A 15,969-nucleotide genomic window follows, 5' to 3' on the forward strand; every position below is an offset into this window, starting at 1 on the left:
CATGCTGTATCGTGGTTTTTCGCAAACCGAGCTGGAACAGGAATATTCCCCAAGCACGATGATCGGCGGCGACCTGTCACCTTATCTTGCAAGCTATCAGGCGCTGAGCGCGCAGGCGCGGTCAGAGTTTCCCGTGCAGGAAAAGCTGGCTTATGGCGACAGCCCGAACCAGGTTCTGGATTACTTTCCAGCAAAAGGGGCAGGCGCACCGCTGCATGTCTTCATTCACGGCGGCTATTGGCAGGCGCTCAGCCAACGAGAGTCGGCGATGATGGCCCCGGCGCTGATTGAGGCAGAACACTCCTTTGCAACTCTGAACTACACACTCGCCCCGGACGCGCGGATCGGCGAGATGATCGAGGAATGCCGCGACGCGCTGTTGTGGCTGGCGGCTCAGGCCGGAACGCTTGGGTTCGATCCCTCACGGATCACCTTGTCAGGGCACAGTGCCGGAGCGCACCTGGCGGCGATGATCATAGCGACCTCGTCTGACGCGCTGGCCAAAGCAGGGCTGCGGATTCGGGATGTGATTCTAATCAGCGGTATTTACGATCTGGAGCCTATAAGCCTGATGTCTGTAAACGACCCGCTGCAATTGACACCGGTTGAAGTAAACGACCTCTCGCCCATTCGAAACCTTCCCCGACCCGGGCCACGCTATTACGTGACAGTGGCCGAACGGGACACTCCCGAGTTCATCCGCCAAAGCCGCGACTATGCGGAACGGCTGCGCAAGGCCGGGCATTCCGTCAGCTTCGATCTGAAAAAAGGGATGCAGCATTTTGATATCATCATGCATTCAGAAACGTTTCTGCCCACATCTCGCTAGTCACACGTGTTGGACGTCTGTCAAATCTGACCTTTGCTTCTAAATCGGAAGCAACCACCACGAACCGGAAAATTGTGGCTGAAACAAAATGGTCCGGTTCGAGCCCGTAGCAGACGCTCTCTTCAGACCGTGCTATCATTCTGGTGAAGAGGTTTTCAGTCGATGAACACTCCATCGGGCTGACCATTTAGACCCACGCGCAATCGCGTTGGGTTCAATGTTGCCAACACGAGCGGAAATCTGCGCTGGTGCTCCTCAACACACAGGAAACTGACATGAAAGAAAGAGACCTCAAGCATTTACGCGAAACTATCAGGATAGCGCGGGAAAGCCGTGAGGCTGGCAATCATCCCTTTGGTTCGACGCTGGTCGGTCCAAACGGAGAGATTCTTATCCGTACCGGCAATAGCTATCGAAAGGACAAGGGTGTCGGCCATGCTGAATTGAATGTCGCCCGGCAGGCGAGTCGTCTCTATGATCCTGAATTCCTGGAAAAATGCACGCTATACACCTCTGTAGAACCTTGCTGCATGTGCGCGGGAGCCTGTTACTGGGCCGGAGTCGGCACGGTCGTCTACGGCATGACCGAAAAGCGCCTGGCGGTATTGACGCGCGACAATCCGGAAAACTTAACGCTGAATCTGTCCTGCGAGACCGTTTTCAGCGCAGGCCAACGTACCGTCGAAACCCGTGGTCCTTACAGCGAAATTGAGGACGAAGTCGCCAAGGGTCACCGAGGTTTTTGGCAATAGAGTCGGCAGTCTGGACCGAAAGAGAGGGATTGGCGGGGATTCGAATAACGGATCGACCCTTTACGATGGCCGCTGTGTCCCGCAGAGCGGACACTAGGTTAGACAACTTAACGTTTAGGCCAGGATTGTAAGGTGCTTGGTACTGACGAAGCCCAGAAATACGCAGACTTACGATCGAGTTTTCGCGACCTTCAAAAAAAAACAGCGACCCAATCGAGCCGCTGTTTTCAATCACTAATCCCGAACCACATCAGTCCAGCGTCCGGGTGACCTCTTCGCGTTCGAAGATTTCGATCACGTCGCCCTGTCGGATATCGTCGTAGTTCTCGAACGCCATACCGCATTCCTGACCCGACTGAACCTCGGCCACTTCGTCCTTGAAGCGCTTGAGTGTCTTCAGCGTGCCTTCGTGGATCACCACGTTGTCGCGCAGCAGCCGGACGCCTGCGGAACGGCGGGCAACGCCTTCGGTGACCAGACAGCCGGCAACCTTGCCAACACCGGTAACCTTGAAGACTTCGCGGATTTCGGCGTACCCGATGAACTTCTCGCGGATTTCGGCGCTCAGCAGACCGGATGCGGCGGCTTTCACGTCATCCACAAGGTCATAGATCACCGAGTAATAACGAATCTCGACACCCTTCTGGTTCGCAGTGTTCCGCGCCGACGCATTGGCACGCACGTTGAAGCCAAGGATCGGCGCACCGGATGCTTCGGCCAGGCCGACATCGGTTTCGGTAATTGCACCTACGCCCGAGTGCAGCACGCGCACGCGCACTTCGTCGTTGCCGATCTTCTCCATCGCCTGAACGATGGCCTCAGCCGAGCCTTGAACGTCTGCTTTCATCAGAATTGGCAGTTCGTCGACATTCTCGTCTTCCTTGGCCTTCTGCATCAGCTGCTCAAGGGTGGTCGCGGCACCGGCGGCGGCGCGTTTGTCCTTGGCGGCTTGCTCGCGGTACTCGGCGATCTCACGGGCTTGTGCTTCGGTCTCGGTCACGTTCAGAACGTCACCAGCCTCTGGCGTGCCGTTCAGACCCAGAACCTCGACCGGGACCGACGGGCCAGCTTCCTTGACGCGGTCACCCTTGTCATTGATCAGCGCGCGGACCTTACCGTATTGCTCACCCACGACGAAGATATCACCCTGGCGCAGCGTGCCGTTCTGAACCAGAACGGTGGCCACGGGGCCACGGCCCACATCCAGCTGCGCCTCGATCACGGCCCCTTGGGCGGCGCGATTCGGGTTGGCTTTCAGCTCCAGAATCTCTGATTGCAGCGCGATGGCTTCCAGCAGTTCGTCCAGACCCTGACCGGTGATGGCGGACACTTCGACGTCCTGAACCTCACCCGACATCTTCTCGACGATCACTTCGTGTTGTAGCAGATCGGTGCGCACCTTGTCCGGGTTGGCACCAGGCTTGTCGACCTTGTTGATCGCCACGATCATCGGCACTTCGGCCGCCTTGGCGTGGTTGATCGCCTCGATGGTTTGCGGCATCACCGCGTCATCGGCGGCGACGACCAGAACCACGATATCCGTCACCTGAGCCCCGCGCGAACGCATCGAGGTAAAGGCCGCGTGGCCCGGTGTATCCAGGAAGGTCAGCGTTGTGCCACCATCGGTTTTCACCTGATAGGCGCCGATATGCTGAGTAATGCCGCCAGCTTCGCCCGCCACGACGCGTGCGTCGCGGATTGCATCCAGCAGCGAGGTCTTACCGTGGTCGACGTGACCCATGATGGTGATGACCGGAGGACGCGGCTTCAGATCAGCATCGTCGTCTTCGACTTCTTTGATGACGTCCTCGACATCCGAATCAGAGACACGAGTCACCTTGTGGCCAAATTCTTCGATGATCAACTCAGCCGTGTCGGCATCGATGGTTTGGTTCTGCGTTACCATCATGCCCATGTTCATCAGCGATTTGACAACATCGGCCACGCGCTCGGCCATACGGTTCGCCAACTCGGAGACCGTAATGGCCTCGGGCAACTGAACGTCACGAATAACCTTTTCCCGCTCAACCGCGCCGCCCATGGCTTTCTGGCGCGCACGCTCTTGCTTTCGCTTCATCGCAGCCATTGAGCGTTGGCGGTTGCCTTCGCCACCGGTGGCCTGACCCAGTGTCAGCTTGCCGGACCGACGGTTGTCATCACGGCCTTTACCACGATTGCCGCGTTGCTCACGCTCGCGATCGTTTTTCCGAGGCGTCGCAGCCGGTGCAGGCTTGTTGGCCGGGCTGCGGGGTGCAGCGGCCTTGGGCTCTGCCGGGGCGGCAGGCGCAGCAGCGCGTTGGGCAGCAATTTCAGCCTCTTTGCGCTTGCGTTCTTCTTCTTCGGCCTTGGCGCGGGCACGTTCTTCGGCCTCACGCTGCTCGCGTTCCTTGGCTTCCTGTTCCGCACGGCGGCGGGCGCGCTCTTCTTCGCGCGCTTTTTCAGCGGCCTCGCGGGCGGCGGCCTCTTCAGCCTCGCGCGCCTTGGCTGCTTGCAGCGCTTTCATGCGGCGCGCCATTTCCGCGTCGGAAATACCCGCAGGGCGACGCGACGGATCACCCGAAGGTGCAGCACCGCCACCCGGCTTTGCCGCGCCCGGCTTGGGGACCACCACGCGCTTGCGTTTGGTTTCCACCACGACATTCTTGGTGCGTCCGTGGCTGAAACTCTGTTTCACATTTCCGGGGCGTGCCCCGCCACGAAGACCCAATGTCTTTTTGCCGTCACTATCGCTCATAAAGCTTCTTACCCTTCCGTGCGGCCCTTGCCGCCGTCATCCGTTTCGCGCAAGCCACGCAGGCGCTGCGCTTCCTCTACAACACGTTTGGCGAGTCCGCCAGAGGCCAAGGCCGCATGAATCACCGTTTGGCGCCCAAATGCCTGCCCTAATTCGTCTGCCGTCAGCCAACCGATGTATTTTCCGAAGTGCGGCGTGCTGAGTTTGGACTTGCCGCGCCCCGATCCATCAATGGCCTGAAGCAGCACTTGCGCCTCTTCCCGGTCTAGCCACGTCTTGACCTTTTCATACCCGGCAACTGCATCGCCGGACTTGCGCGCCAGGCTGAGCAACTCAACCACACGGCGCGCGATCTGCTTTTCGACCTCTTCGGTCAGGTCCTGTGGCACACTCACCTGCGCCTTGAACCCGCGCGCGAACAACTTCTTGCCAATGGCCTTGTCCAACGCGGCGCGATCTGCCGCCACATAGACCCCGCGTCCCGGCAATTTCGCCGCGACATCGGGAACGACTTGACCATCCGGCCCCATCACAAAGCGGATCAACCCATATTTGGGCTGGACCTCGCCCGTGGCGATGCACTTGCGTTCAGGTCCGTCAGACCGATCCTTATGGACGCCACTGCGACCCATACGCGCCACCCGAGGCCCGAAATCAGGCCCCGACCTCCTCGTCTTCTACGTCGCCGTCGACATCCTCTTCCGCCTGCTCCAGCTCGGCCGGATCAACCCAGCCCAACATGATGCGTGCGGTCATGACCAGATCCTGTGCCTCTTCCAGCGTCATGCCAAAAGGCTCCAGCACACCGTCATCCTTGATGCGTTCGCCATCGACCGTGGTCCAGCCACCGGCCAGTTCCCAGTCCGCGCAGGTCGCGAAGTCTTCCAAGGTCTTCACATCGTCCTTGGCCAACGCCTCTACCATCTGGGGCGTCAGACCTTCAAATTCAATAAGACTGTCCTCGGCACCCAATGCACGTGCAGCATCCAAAGCTGCCTTGGCCTGTGCTTCCAGGAATTCACGCGCGCGTGTCTGAAGCTCCTGCGCGGTACCTTCGTCAACACCGTCGATGACCAACAGCTCATCGATTTCGACATAGGCAACTTCTTCGAGGTTGGTGAACCCTTCGGAAACCAGCAGCTGTGCAAAGAATTCGTCCAGGTCCAGGCTGTCCATGAACAGCTTGGTGCGGGCCTCGAACTCCTTCTGACGACGCGCCGATTCTTCGGCTTCGGTCATGATGTCGATGTCCAGATTGGTCAGCTGGCTGGCCAGACGCACGTTCTGACCGCGGCGACCAATTGCCAGCGACAGCTGCTCTTCGGGGACAACAACTTCGATTTTGCCAGCTTCTTCGTCTAGAACCACCTTGGAGACCTCAGCGGGCTGTAGCGCGTTCACCAGGAAGGTCGGCTGATCTTCGTTCCACGGGATGATATCGATTTTCTCGCCCTGCAGCTCGTTCACAACAGCCTGCACGCGGCTACCGCGCATACCAACACAGGCCCCGACAGGGTCGATCGATCCGTCATAGGAAATCACAGCGATTTTGGCGCGTGAACCGGGGTCACGTGCCACTGCCTTGACCTCGATGATGCCGTCATAGATTTCCGGCACTTCCATCTTGAACAGCTCGGCCATAAATTCGGGCGCGGTGCGCGACAGGAAGATCTGGTGGCCACGAACCTCGCGGCGGACTTCCTTGATATACGCACGCACACGGTCATTCGGGCGATAGCTTTCGCGACCGATCTTGTCGTTGCGGCGCAGAACGGCTTCGGCCCCGCCCAGATCGACTATGACGTTGCCAAATTCCTCGCGCTTGACGGCACCGTTGATGATGGTACCTGCGCGATCCTTGAATTCTTCGTACTGGCGATCCCGCTCGGCTTCGCGGACCTTCTGCAGGATAACCTGCTTGGCGGACTGAGCGGCGATTCGGCCCATTTCGACCGGGGGAACTTCTTCGACATAGACGTTTCCGACTTCGGGCGCTTCCATGTACTGACGCGCCTGCTCGACGGTCATCTCGGCCTGATAATTTTCCAGCTCTTCATCCTCAACCACGGTGCGGACGCGGGTGAAGGTCGCCTTGCCGGTTTTGCGGTCGATGCTGACACGGATGTCCATTTCCGCGCCGTAACGGCTCTTGGCGGCACGGGCGAGCGATTCCTCCATCGCTTCGACGACCAGACCGGGGTCGATCATCTTTTCGCGGGCCACGGCCTCGGCGGTCTGCAGCAGCTCCAGCTGGTTGGCTGAGGTGATTGCCATCAGTTCGTCTCCTCTTCGGACCCTTCGGTCTCAATCTCGTCGAAAGCGTTTTCGTTCAGGGCGCCCGCGTCTTTGCGCTGGCGCAGCATTTCCTTGATCAGATCATCGGTCAGGACCAGCTTGGCATCGCTGAGCCAGTCAAATTGCAGACCGATGGTGATCGTTTCATCTCCCTCGGGGATGTTGATCAGAACCTCATCCCCCTCGATCCCAGCCAATTCACCCTTGAATCGGCGGCGGCCGTCAATCATTTCGGCGGTCTCAACCTTGGCCTCATAGCCTTCGAACGCCTCGAAGTCCTTCAGACGAGTCAAAGGACGGTCGATACCAGGGCTGGACACCTCAAGCGTATAGGCGTCGAGGATCGGGTCCTCGACGTCCAGCGTGGCGCTGACCGCGTTCGAGATTTCCGCGCAGTCATCAACTTCGATACCGCCGTCGGGCTTGTCAGCCATGATCTGCATGGTGGTCTGCTTGCCGCTCATCAGGCGGATACGGACGAGCTCGTACCCCAGATCCTCAATCACGGGGGTTATGATCTCGGCCAGTCGCCGGTCGATGGCAGCCTTGGCTATCAGGTCGTTTGTCATCTGGTGCTCTACCCTTCAATCGGGCACAAAAAAACGGGCGCGCGGCCCGTCGAATTTTCCGGTGGAGCCTTGAACCAGAAGTCCAACGCGCCGCTGTTGAAACTGCATATACGCAGGATGGTCCGAGTCTGCAACCCCTGGCGGGTTCACAATCGGATTTACGCCATCCACCACCGTTCGGCGATACGGCCATCGTCCAAAGCCGAGGGCCCTGCGATCTGACGTGGCATCCCGACAGCGCCAGCCACGGCAAGAGCCATGTCCGCCTCAGACGGATGGAACCGCAGACCGCGCACGTCCTGCATTTCGGCCCTGTCCGGCAACGCCGCAACGTCGACATAGCCGTCGCGCAGTGCTTCGGCCCGCACCCTGGCATCCGGAATCACTATAACTTCAATCGCATCGACCCACCCGGCCTGACCATCCTTGTAATGTCCTGCCACTCGACGTCCGAGGAAGTGTCGCCCGTCCTCGGCCCGTTCAACGCGGTAACACCCGGTGCCATTGGCGGCCTGCAACGGCGAAACAGTTTGACCTATGCGCGTGATGACAAACCGACTGTCTGCCAACATGAAGGGCAGGCCCGGATTGGCCTGAGCCAGTTCCAGTCGCAGGCGATTGGGGGCCAGAACCTCGACGTGACCAACGTCCGCCAAAACGGCCAGAATGTCCGTAACCTCCAACGGTTCTCCGTCATGGAACACCGCATCATCGCGCAGATCAAATGTCCAGACCCGTGCTTCGGCATCGGTTTGCCACCCCGTTGCAAGTTCGCCCCGCAGCGTTCCGTCGGGCGCGATCTCGGTCAATGTGTCGAAGACAGCCCCGCGCGCCACCTGTTCCAGACTGTCGTCGCGGGGAACGGCCAGACGCAAAGTCCCGCCCTTTTTGGGCGTATCAGCCAAGGACGCTCCCGTCGCCGCCAACAGCGCAGCAGCAGCACCCGAGGCAAACAGAGCACGGCGGTCAATCCGGGTCATGCCACACCCTCCGCCACGCGATCCATGATGCGCACAAGCTCGGCGCTGATGCCGGGTTCAGACAACGCATGGCCCGCCCGCCGGACCACCTTCAACTCGGCATTTGGCCAGCGTTCGGCCAGGTTCCAGGCGGCCTGAGGCGGGCAGATCATGTCATACCGCCCCTGTACGATGTTGCCGGGAATGTGCGCGATCCGGTCCATCTGTTCCAGAATTTGCCCATCCGTTTCCAGAAAGGCTCTGTTGATGAAATAGTGATTCTCGAGTCGCGCAAAAGTTCGGGCGTATTCGCCCGGGCTTTCGCCAACCGCCCCGTTGGTATGGATCGAGGCCAGCGCATTTTCCCAATGCGACCATGCGCGCGCGTACAGAATCTCGGTCGCCCGATCGCCCGAAAACAGACGCTTGTTGTATGCGGCGATGGTATCGTCCAGCTCACCATCGGGCAGCAGAGCGGTGAATTTCTGCCAGAGCTCAGGCCAGAACCGGCCAGCCCCGCCGCCATAGAACCAATCCAGCTCGGCCTGTGTGGCCAGAAACACACCGCGCAGCACCAAACGACTGACCCGGTCAGGATGCGTCTGTGCATAGATCAGCGCCAGTGTCGCCCCCCAACTGCCGCCAAACACGATCCACTCATCAATTTCGAACAAATCGCGCAAACGTTCGATATCGGCGACAAGATGCCACGTCGTATTGTTTTCGACCGACGCCGTGGGTCTGGACCGACCACATCCGCGCTGATCAAACAGAATCACCCTGAAAGTGCGCGGATCGAAATACCGCCGCATCGCAGGGCTGCAGCCGCCGCCCGGGCCCCCATGCAGGATGACAATCGGTATCCCATCGGGATTGCCGCATTGTTCCACATAAATACGGTGTCCATCGCCCATATCGACCACACGCTGATCGAAAGGATCGATCGGCGGGTACAGATATTGAACTGCGCGCTTTTGGTCCGGGTACTTGTCCATTATGGCCCTATATAGTCCTTTAGCGTAAAAGAGCACACGGAGACAGGAATGCAAGCGCATCCGAACACGGTGGACCCATCCGAGATCGCAAAATTCGAGGCGATGGCGGCAGAATGGTGGGATCCCCATGGGAAATTCAAACCTTTGCACATGCTCAATCCGTGCCGTCTGGATTATATCACACAGCAGATTGCGGGTGAGTTTGACCGCGATCTGAAGGCGCCGAACCCGTTCAAGGGCCTGCGCCTGCTGGATATCGGCTGCGGCGGCGGCTTGTTGAGCGAACCGATAGCCCGTTTAGGGGCCGAGGTCGTGGGTGCTGACGCTGCTGAGGGCAATCTACCTGTGGCGCGTATCCATGCGGAGCAATCCGGGCTTGAGATCGACTACCGCCACACCACGGCCGAGGACATGGCTGCCGCAGGCGAGCAATTCGACGTGGTGCTGAACATGGAGGTCGTCGAGCATGTAGCCGATCCTTTAGGCTTCCTGACCGCGTCGCAGCAGCTGTTGAAACCCGGCGGGTTGTTGCTCTGCTCGACTATCAACCGCAACCCGAAATCCTATGCGATGGCCATTTTCGGGGCCGAGGTCGTCATGCGCTGGTTGCCGCGCGGCACGCACGAATGGAACAAGTTCATCACTCCGGATGAATTGTTCGACCTGCTGCGTCAGGCCGGATTGGAGCCGGTAGACCGCAAGGGTTTCGTCTTCAACCCGATCCTCTGGAGCTGGTCGATCTCGGACCGGGATTTGAGTGTAAATTATGTGACGGCGAGTGTGAAGCCGGGGTGAGCTAGAGTATCGAATAAGCTTAGGGCGGGTGCTCGAACTCTTATCATCAATTGAGTGACCTTAGCCTTGAATCCGACAGAATCTAATCAAGATTTGACCCAAATCATTACCCAAATGAAGTCTCGCATTGATTTATTGCACTGAAGTGCACTCACGAGGAAACCGATGAGACTACCCCGACTAATTGTTGTCTTGTCAGCAATTGCGCTTTTGGGCGCATGCTCTTCTTCAACCACGACACGACTTGCTCAGAACATTGTCCGAATCGACGTAAGCACGGCTCCCGCTTGCGGCTCATCCGGTGCACGAAAACTTGTCTCCAGAATGGCCGCAGTAGAGACAATCCGTTTGGGCTACGACAAGTACTTAATTGCTGCGATGGATGCCGAGAACAATGTTCGCGTTGTCGGCGCGAACTACAATACAACCGGGACGTTGAACACTTATGGAAATACTGGCAGAAACACCGGATACACGACTGCGACGCCGATCTATGGTGGCACGCAAGATGCGGCTATTGTGGCTATAATGTTTAAGCAACAAGATCCTGAAGCCAAGAACGCAATCGATGCGAGAACTACATTAGGAGCAAATTTGGCTGAAGTTGTTGCGAAGGGCACCCCAAACACTTGCCTACAGTGATCAATAGAAAAGGCTGATGGGAAAGCTTTGGCGGTGAACGCCGCCCAAGACTCTTGGCCCTACTCCCCCTCCAACTGCAACCGCAAATCCCGCAGCACGGGCAAGGTACTGCGCACCCGCTCCAACCCCAGCTCTCCGACCACGCGGTTGATCAGCGGGGCAATCGACGAAATCGCCTGATCCCGCGCCCTCCGGCCAGCGGGGCTGATCGCGACCATCTTGCGGCGGGCATCATCCCAATCAGGGCGGATGTGGATGTATCCGGCCCATTCCAGCTTGGCCAAAGTGTTGGTCATCGCGCCTCGGGTCACGTGGAACGTGTTGGCCAATTGCGCCGGACTGCGCTCGTCGCCAACGAACACCAAATGGTTCAGCACCGAGAAATGCGAGATTTCCATGCCTTTGGGCAGCACTCGGCTCAGCCGGTTGCGCAATAACTGGTCTGCAGTCAGAATCTCGCTGAACAGCGTGACCGCCAAGGCATTCTTTTCGTCCGTCATTAGTCCGGTTCTGGATCAGGGCCCGTCAAAGGGCCGCACATGCGTCAAGGAGGGCACGCGACGGCGTGCCTCTGTCACAGAACTATCATCCAAATCGAAAATGTGAATGCCCGGATCGGTACCTGCGTCGATCAGCACCTCTCCCCACGGGTCGATAACCATGCTGTGACCATGAGTATATCGTGTTTTTCCGCGCGTCTTCGGGTGTTCTCCGGTCTGGGCCGGAGCCAGCACCCAACACCCGGTCTCGATGGCGCGGGCGCGCAGCAGCGATTCCCAATGCGCGGCACCGGTCACGGGCGAAAACGCCGCGGGAACCGTCAGGGTGCGCGCGCCGGACTGCGCCAACGCAGCGTGCAGATGGGGGAACCGGATGTCATAGCAGATGGTCAGGCCGACCTTGCCGAAATCGGTCTCGGCAATCACGGCTTTCTCGCCCGGGCGGTAGTTCTTCGATTCGCGGAAGGTCTCGGATTCGGAAACCGCAACGTCGAACATATGAATCTTGTCGTATCGTGCCACAACTTGTCCCTGCGGGTCGATCATGAAGCACCGATTTGCAAAACGGCCATCCGCATCATGGGTTTTGATCCCCAGCGAACCGATCAGAAGCCACACACCCAGTTTGGCGGCCTCTTCGCGCAAGCCCGCCAGAGTGATGTCGTCTTCTTCATGCTGTAGAACTTCGTGCTGCCGTGTGGTGCTGGTCGAAACGCAGTTCGTGACCTCGGGGGTCAGGATGAACCGCGCGCCTTGTGCGGCCGCCTCGGCCATCATGGCGCGCACCATATCCAGATTCTCTGCCGGATCATCCGACGAGGTGATCTGCAGCAGCGCGGTCTTCATCAGGCCGCCAGTAGCCGGTCGAGCTTGCCCTGACGTTCCAGTTCGTACAGATCGTCACAGCCACCCACATGCTGCGTGCCGATGAAGATCTGCGGCACGGTGCGCTTGCCACCGGCCCGCTGGATCATCTCGGGTTTGCGTTTGGGGTGCATCAGCACGTCGACTTCTTTGAATTCAACGCCTTTCTGTTTCAGCAGACGTTTGGCCGCATGGCAAAAACCGCATAGCGGCGAGGTGTAGATTTCTACCGGCTTCATTTTCCGTTCCCTTTGGAATTCGCGCAATCTTGGGCGAATTAGGCATCCTTGGCAACGCGCGCCAGTGCCAACACGAAAATATGATTTGCTCCTGCGGCCTGGCATACACGGGTACAGGCTGCCAGTGTCGCGCCAGAGGTCATCACATCATCCACCAGCAATACGTCCCGGCCTTTCAGATGATGTACTCTGCGCGGGTGGACGCGAATCGCATCATTCAGGACCTTGGCCCGTTCTTGCGCGGTTTTGCCATCCAGAACCGGTGTCCGCCTTTTACGCACCAACAGATCGGGCACACAGTCCAGCCCGGTGTCCTGCCCCAGATGCTGCGCCAGCAGCGCCGACTGATTGTAACGCCGTTTGAGCAGGCGAGACCAATGCAATGGCACCGGGGCAATCACCATATCCGGCTGTAACAGCTCACGCCCCGACTGCGCCATCCAACGGGCTGCCAAGCGGGCCAGTTCGGGCCGGTCGCCATGTTTCAAGGCCAGGATCAAGGCACGCGCCTTGCCATCATACAACAGCGCCGATCGGCCCGACTTCCAGAGCGGCGGGGCTTTCAGACAGTCATCACACTCGATCCGGAATCCATCCTGTGCGCCCATCAGCGGCACCCCGCAGCCTTCGCATACGGTGCCACCGATAAACGGCGTTTCACACCAGCAGGCCCCGCACAGGCCAAAGTCGGACTCTGTAAGCGCGCCGCATCCCATGCAGCGGGGCGGGTAAATCAGTACAAGTGCGGTTTGAATCCGCTGCGCTATGCGATACTTGCGAGCTATGAAACTGCCAGAACCCAACGCACCCTCTCTGTTTGATCGTAAAACCATCCTGCGCCACCGCGCCCGTGTGCAGGAAGACGCCCTGTTCCTGCATCGGGCCGCAATGGACGAAGTGCAGGATCGGCTCTCTATGGTTAACAAAGCCTTTACGGCGCCCGCCATCGTGAGCCCGTTTCCAAAGTTTTGGGACGGTATTTTACCAGGTGCGGCCCTGGCCCAGGATGATGACGTGCTGGCACTTCAGCCCGGTGCCCATGATCTGATCATCCACGCAATGGCCTTGCATAGCGCCAATGACCCTGTTGGGCAGCTGATCCAATGCCACAGGGCGTTACAGCCCGACGGGCTATTGCTGGTCGTGTGTTTGGGCGGAGAAACGCTGCATGAACTGCGTGCGGCTTTGGGTCAGGCCGAAGTCGAAATTAACGGCGGGCTGAGCCCACGCATCGCACCAATGGCTGAGCTACGCGATCTGGGCGGATTGCTACAGCGGGCAGGTCTGTCCTTGCCCGTGGCGGACTCTGTACCACTCACCGCAGAATATCGCGACATTTGGCATCTGATGCGCGATCTGCGCCATATGGGCGAAACCAACGCGTTGTCTGCCCGGCTGAAGCGCCCAACCGGGCGGGCTGTGTTCGAGGCCGCACAGCGTATCTATGCGGATCACTTTTTAACCGATTCAGGCCGCCTGACCACGACGTTCGAGCTGATCTGCCTGACCGGATGGTCGCCGCACGATAGCCAACCCAAACCGTTGCGCGCGGGATCGGCCCAAGCCCGTCTGGCAGACGCCTTGCGCACCACCGAGGGCAAACTGCCTGATTGACGTGCGGATAAATTCCCTTATCTCAGGCCGGACCACAAGAAATTCAGGAAGTCCCATATGTTCGACGCTACCCGCCCTGCACACGCTCCTACGGATCATCCCAAGATCAGGATGGGTCGCGTCGGCATTCTGCTGGCTAATCTGGGTACACCGGACGACTACACTTATTGGCCGATGCGCCGTTATCTGAACGAGTTTCTGTCGGACCAGCGCGTTATCGACTATCCGAAATGGAAATGGCAGCCGATTCTGCAGGCCATAATCCTGAGCAAACGACCTTTCAGCTCGGGAGAAGCTTATAAATCGATCTGGAATCACGACAAAGGCGAAAGCCCGTTGATGACGATCACCAAGAATCAGATCGCCAAGCTGCAGGCGGCGATGCATGATCGATATGGTGACCAGGTAATGGTCGATTTCTGTATGCGTTATGGCAACCCTTCAACCAAATCCAAGGTGCGCGAGATGGTGGCCGCAGGGTGCGACCGCATTCTATTTTTCCCGCTCTATCCGCAATACGCAGGCGCGACGACGGCCACCGCCAATGACCAGTTCTTCCGCGCCTTGATGGAGGAAACCTGGCAACCGGCAACCCGCACCGTGCCCGCCTATTTCGACGAGCCCAGCTATATCGACGCGTTGGCGCAATCGGTTGAACACGCCTATGCGGCACTGGAGGTCAAACCGGACATTCTGGTCTGTTCCTACCACGGAATGCCCGAACGCTATTTACAGCAGGGGGATCCCTATCACTGCCAGTGCGCCAAGACATCACGTCTGCTGAAAGAGCGGTTGGGCTGGTCGGATGATCAACTGGTGTCGACCTTCCAATCTCGATTCGGCCCCGAAGAGTGGTTGAAGCCTTACACCGTTGATCACGTGGCGGACTTGGCAAAACAGGGCAAGAAAAACATTGCCGTCATTGCTCCCGCATTCTCGGCCGATTGCATCGAAACGCTGGAAGAGATCAACGAAGAAATCAAGGAAAGTTTCGAAGAAGCCGGTGGTGAGACCTTCACCTATATTCCTTGCCTGAACGACGACGACGCGCACATTGCGGCCCTTGGGAAGGTCGTTGAGGATAACCTGCGCGGCTGGCTGGAATAGTTCAGTTCGGGAAATCGCCGCAACACTTTGCACAGGTGATTCGTTCAGCAAAGAAACGCCGGACGCCGGAACAGATACTCAAAACAAAAAAAAGGCGGTGGATTGCTCCACCGCCTTTCTCACGAATTCCGTGTCGGCTTAGCTTGCAGCAACAGCAGCAGCAACTACGACCAACAGGATCAGCGGCAGGATGATGCCCTGCGACGAACCCTGAGTTTCTTCTACAACAACAGGTGCTTCAACAACCGGCTCTTCCAGGTTACCAGCATAAGCGGTCGAAGCAGCAGCAGTCAGTGCAGCAGCGAGAACGAGTTTCTTCATATTAACCTCCAGAATTTGCACAGTTCCAATGCCCGGAACCGCACATCTAAGACTTACCTCGTGGTTTTTTCTAATCAGCATTGGCGCGGGAATGCAATTGCAACTTGAGCGTTAAGCGGGTTCGCGCAGGAAAATGTCGTCATATTAGCAACACTTGCGTACCGACCTTCGTCATAGAAAAGAGCTCGGCGATATCGTCATTGAAGAGCCCGATACAGCCATTTGACGAGCGTCGCCCGATTTTGCGTGTATCGTGTGTGCCGTGAATGCGATAATACTTCCAACCCAGATATAAAGCATGTGTTCCCAGCGGGTTATCCGGACCCGGTGGAATATGGTCGGGCCATTCCGGGTTTCTTTTCTTCATCGACGGTGTCGGCGACCAGCTGGGGCCTTCGACTTTGCGGATCACGCTTGTGCGTCCGCGGCGGGTCATTTCTTCGGTCAAAGGCACCGAGGATGGGTAGAGTTTGTATATTGCTTGATCATCTGACCAATAATGCAGCGCGCGTGACACGGTGTCGACCAGAATGGCGCCGTTTCTGGTGTTTGAAAAATACGGCTGCCAGTCCAAAGCCCGGAACCCGGACACGTTGCGACGCACAGACGGCTCGGGTTCGGGCGCGGGGCGCAGCGGATCACCGGGAGTGTATTGCGCCAGCGCCGGTGACGCCATCGATGCGGTGGCCCCGGCCAGGAACCCCCGGCGTGTGGGCGACAGAAAACGCTTTTTGACCATGACAATGGGTCCTGT

18 protein-coding genes are annotated in these 15,969 nt (G+C 58.4%); 6 read left to right on the forward strand and 12 right to left on the reverse strand.

Features of this window, described 5'->3' with window-relative positions:
- Position 1: 1 nt before the first annotated feature.
- Together ALB80_RS18395 and ALB80_RS18400 are read left to right on the forward strand one after the other, a co-directional pair.
- Positions 2 to 829, forward strand: a complete 828-nt coding sequence (locus ALB80_RS18395; protein ID WP_050605560.1) for an alpha/beta hydrolase — start codon at positions 2 to 4, stop codon at positions 827 to 829.
- A gap of 275 nt (positions 830 to 1,104) precedes the next feature.
- Positions 1,105 to 1,581, forward strand: a complete 477-nt coding sequence (locus ALB80_RS18400; RefSeq protein WP_050605561.1) for a nucleoside deaminase — start codon at positions 1,105 to 1,107, stop codon at positions 1,579 to 1,581.
- Between the two features lie 250 nt (positions 1,582 to 1,831).
- On the opposite strand, the gene infB is transcribed toward ALB80_RS18400, so the two are convergent.
- The 6 genes from infB to pip form a co-directional block, all read right to left on the reverse strand.
- Entirely contained in the window at positions 1,832 to 4,315 is a 2,484-nt protein-coding gene (infB, locus tag ALB80_RS18405; RefSeq protein WP_050605562.1) for a translation initiation factor IF-2, read from the reverse strand.
- Positions 4,316 to 4,323: 8 nt separating this feature from the next.
- Complete coding sequence (locus ALB80_RS18410) at positions 4,324 to 4,947, reverse strand: RNA-binding protein (RefSeq protein ID WP_050605563.1); 624 nt, start codon at positions 4,945 to 4,947, stop codon at positions 4,324 to 4,326.
- Between the two features lie 22 nt (positions 4,948 to 4,969).
- Complete coding sequence (nusA, locus tag ALB80_RS18415; RefSeq protein ID WP_050605564.1) at positions 4,970 to 6,589, reverse strand: transcription termination factor NusA; 1,620 nt, start codon at positions 6,587 to 6,589, stop codon at positions 4,970 to 4,972.
- Positions 6,589 to 7,179 (reverse strand): ribosome maturation factor RimP, encoded by a 591-nt coding sequence (gene rimP, locus ALB80_RS18420; RefSeq protein WP_050605565.1) that lies wholly within the window; start codon positions 7,177 to 7,179, stop codon positions 6,589 to 6,591. The genes nusA and rimP overlap by 1 nt, the downstream gene beginning before the upstream one ends.
- 158 nt (positions 7,180 to 7,337) lie before the next feature.
- Positions 7,338 to 8,159 carry an ABC transporter substrate-binding protein gene (locus ALB80_RS18425; RefSeq protein ID WP_050605566.1) on the reverse strand — a complete coding sequence of 274 codons (822 nt, stop codon included), beginning with the start codon at positions 8,157 to 8,159 and terminating at the stop codon, positions 7,338 to 7,340.
- A complete protein-coding gene (gene pip / locus ALB80_RS18430; protein WP_050605567.1) occupies positions 8,156 to 9,133 on the reverse strand; it encodes a prolyl aminopeptidase in 978 nt (325 codons plus the stop codon). The genes ALB80_RS18425 and pip overlap by 4 nt, the downstream gene beginning before the upstream one ends.
- Before the next feature lie 48 nt (positions 9,134 to 9,181).
- On the opposite strand from pip, the gene ubiG reads away from it, so the two are divergent.
- Together ubiG and ALB80_RS18440 are read left to right on the forward strand one after the other, a co-directional pair.
- A complete protein-coding gene (gene ubiG / locus ALB80_RS18435; RefSeq protein ID WP_050605568.1) occupies positions 9,182 to 9,928 on the forward strand; it encodes a bifunctional 2-polyprenyl-6-hydroxyphenol methylase/3-demethylubiquinol 3-O-methyltransferase UbiG in 747 nt (248 codons plus the stop codon).
- A gap of 165 nt (positions 9,929 to 10,093) precedes the next feature.
- Positions 10,094 to 10,570 (forward strand): hypothetical protein, encoded by a 477-nt coding sequence (locus ALB80_RS18440; RefSeq protein WP_157054254.1) that lies wholly within the window; start codon positions 10,094 to 10,096, stop codon positions 10,568 to 10,570.
- Positions 10,571 to 10,629: 59 nt separating this feature from the next.
- On the opposite strand, the gene ALB80_RS18445 is transcribed toward ALB80_RS18440, so the two are convergent.
- The 4 genes from ALB80_RS18445 to ALB80_RS18460 are packed head-to-tail and all read right to left on the reverse strand — an operon-like array spanning position 10,630 to position 12,976.
- Positions 10,630 to 11,070, reverse strand: coding sequence for a MarR family winged helix-turn-helix transcriptional regulator (locus ALB80_RS18445; RefSeq protein WP_010442526.1), 441 nt, complete (start codon positions 11,068 to 11,070; stop codon positions 10,630 to 10,632).
- A 15-nt stretch (positions 11,071 to 11,085) separates the two neighbouring features.
- Positions 11,086 to 11,916 carry a carbon-nitrogen hydrolase family protein gene (locus ALB80_RS18450; protein WP_050605570.1) on the reverse strand — a complete coding sequence of 277 codons (831 nt, stop codon included), beginning with the start codon at positions 11,914 to 11,916 and terminating at the stop codon, positions 11,086 to 11,088.
- On the reverse strand, positions 11,916 to 12,173 hold the full coding sequence (gene grxC / locus ALB80_RS18455) for a glutaredoxin 3 (RefSeq protein WP_050605571.1): 258 nt from the start codon (positions 12,171 to 12,173) through the stop codon (positions 11,916 to 11,918). The genes ALB80_RS18450 and grxC overlap by 1 nt, the downstream gene beginning before the upstream one ends.
- A 38-nt stretch (positions 12,174 to 12,211) precedes the next feature.
- Positions 12,212 to 12,976, reverse strand: a complete 765-nt coding sequence (locus ALB80_RS18460) for a ComF family protein (protein ID WP_253276921.1) — start codon at positions 12,974 to 12,976, stop codon at positions 12,212 to 12,214.
- Between ALB80_RS18460 and ALB80_RS18465 the strand changes: the two genes are divergently transcribed.
- Together ALB80_RS18465 and hemH are read left to right on the forward strand one after the other, a co-directional pair.
- On the forward strand, positions 12,957 to 13,787 hold the full coding sequence (locus tag ALB80_RS18465) for a hypothetical protein (RefSeq protein WP_050605573.1): 831 nt from the start codon (positions 12,957 to 12,959) through the stop codon (positions 13,785 to 13,787). The two genes, ALB80_RS18460 and ALB80_RS18465, sit on opposite strands and share 20 nt — an antisense overlap.
- A 57-nt stretch (positions 13,788 to 13,844) precedes the next feature.
- Entirely contained in the window at positions 13,845 to 14,894 is a 1,050-nt protein-coding gene (gene hemH / locus ALB80_RS18470; protein WP_050605574.1) for a ferrochelatase, read from the forward strand.
- A gap of 138 nt (positions 14,895 to 15,032) precedes the next feature.
- On the opposite strand, the gene ALB80_RS18475 is transcribed toward hemH, so the two are convergent.
- Positions 15,033 to 15,215 carry a hypothetical protein gene (locus ALB80_RS18475; protein WP_010442520.1) on the reverse strand — a complete coding sequence of 61 codons (183 nt, stop codon included), beginning with the start codon at positions 15,213 to 15,215 and terminating at the stop codon, positions 15,033 to 15,035.
- A gap of 139 nt (positions 15,216 to 15,354) precedes the next feature.
- On the reverse strand, positions 15,355 to 15,954 hold the full coding sequence (locus ALB80_RS18480; protein WP_050605575.1) for a L,D-transpeptidase: 600 nt from the start codon (positions 15,952 to 15,954) through the stop codon (positions 15,355 to 15,357).
- Between the last annotated feature and the right edge of the window lie 15 nt (positions 15,955 to 15,969).

This window comes from Ruegeria sp. 6PALISEP08 (assembly GCF_001238295.1).
Lineage (GTDB): Bacteria > Pseudomonadota > Alphaproteobacteria > Rhodobacterales > Rhodobacteraceae > Ruegeria.

What these genes read in the sequence shown, in the direction of transcription:
- ALB80_RS18395 (WP_050605560.1), top strand. Translation starts at nt 2, where the DNA reads ATGCTGTATCGTGGTTTTTCGCAAACCGAGCTGGAACAGGAATATTCC.
- ALB80_RS18400 (WP_050605561.1), top strand. Translation starts at nt 1,105, where the DNA reads ATGAAAGAAAGAGACCTCAAGCATTTACGCGAAACTATCAGGATAGCG.
- infB (WP_050605562.1), bottom strand. Translation starts at nt 4,315, where the DNA reads ATGAGCGATAGTGACGGCAAAAAGACATTGGGTCTTCGTGGCGGGGCA.
- ALB80_RS18410 (WP_050605563.1), bottom strand. Translation starts at nt 4,947, where the DNA reads ATGGGTCGCAGTGGCGTCCATAAGGATCGGTCTGACGGACCTGAACGC.
- nusA (WP_050605564.1), bottom strand. Translation starts at nt 6,589, where the DNA reads ATGGCAATCACCTCAGCCAACCAGCTGGAGCTGCTGCAGACCGCCGAG.
- rimP (WP_050605565.1), bottom strand. Translation starts at nt 7,179, where the DNA reads ATGACAAACGACCTGATAGCCAAGGCTGCCATCGACCGGCGACTGGCC.
- ALB80_RS18425 (WP_050605566.1), bottom strand. Translation starts at nt 8,159, where the DNA reads ATGACCCGGATTGACCGCCGTGCTCTGTTTGCCTCGGGTGCTGCTGCT.
- pip (WP_050605567.1), bottom strand. Translation starts at nt 9,133, where the DNA reads ATGGACAAGTACCCGGACCAAAAGCGCGCAGTTCAATATCTGTACCCG.
- ubiG (WP_050605568.1), top strand. Translation starts at nt 9,182, where the DNA reads ATGCAAGCGCATCCGAACACGGTGGACCCATCCGAGATCGCAAAATTC.
- ALB80_RS18440 (WP_157054254.1), top strand. Translation starts at nt 10,094, where the DNA reads ATGAGACTACCCCGACTAATTGTTGTCTTGTCAGCAATTGCGCTTTTG.
- ALB80_RS18445 (WP_010442526.1), bottom strand. Translation starts at nt 11,070, where the DNA reads ATGACGGACGAAAAGAATGCCTTGGCGGTCACGCTGTTCAGCGAGATT.
- ALB80_RS18450 (WP_050605570.1), bottom strand. Translation starts at nt 11,916, where the DNA reads ATGAAGACCGCGCTGCTGCAGATCACCTCGTCGGATGATCCGGCAGAG.
- grxC (WP_050605571.1), bottom strand. Translation starts at nt 12,173, where the DNA reads ATGAAGCCGGTAGAAATCTACACCTCGCCGCTATGCGGTTTTTGCCAT.
- ALB80_RS18465 (WP_050605573.1), top strand. Translation starts at nt 12,957, where the DNA reads ATGAAACTGCCAGAACCCAACGCACCCTCTCTGTTTGATCGTAAAACC.
- hemH (WP_050605574.1), top strand. Translation starts at nt 13,845, where the DNA reads ATGTTCGACGCTACCCGCCCTGCACACGCTCCTACGGATCATCCCAAG.
- ALB80_RS18475 (WP_010442520.1), bottom strand. Translation starts at nt 15,215, where the DNA reads ATGAAGAAACTCGTTCTCGCTGCTGCACTGACTGCTGCTGCTTCGACC.
- ALB80_RS18480 (WP_050605575.1), bottom strand. Translation starts at nt 15,954, where the DNA reads ATGGTCAAAAAGCGTTTTCTGTCGCCCACACGCCGGGGGTTCCTGGCC.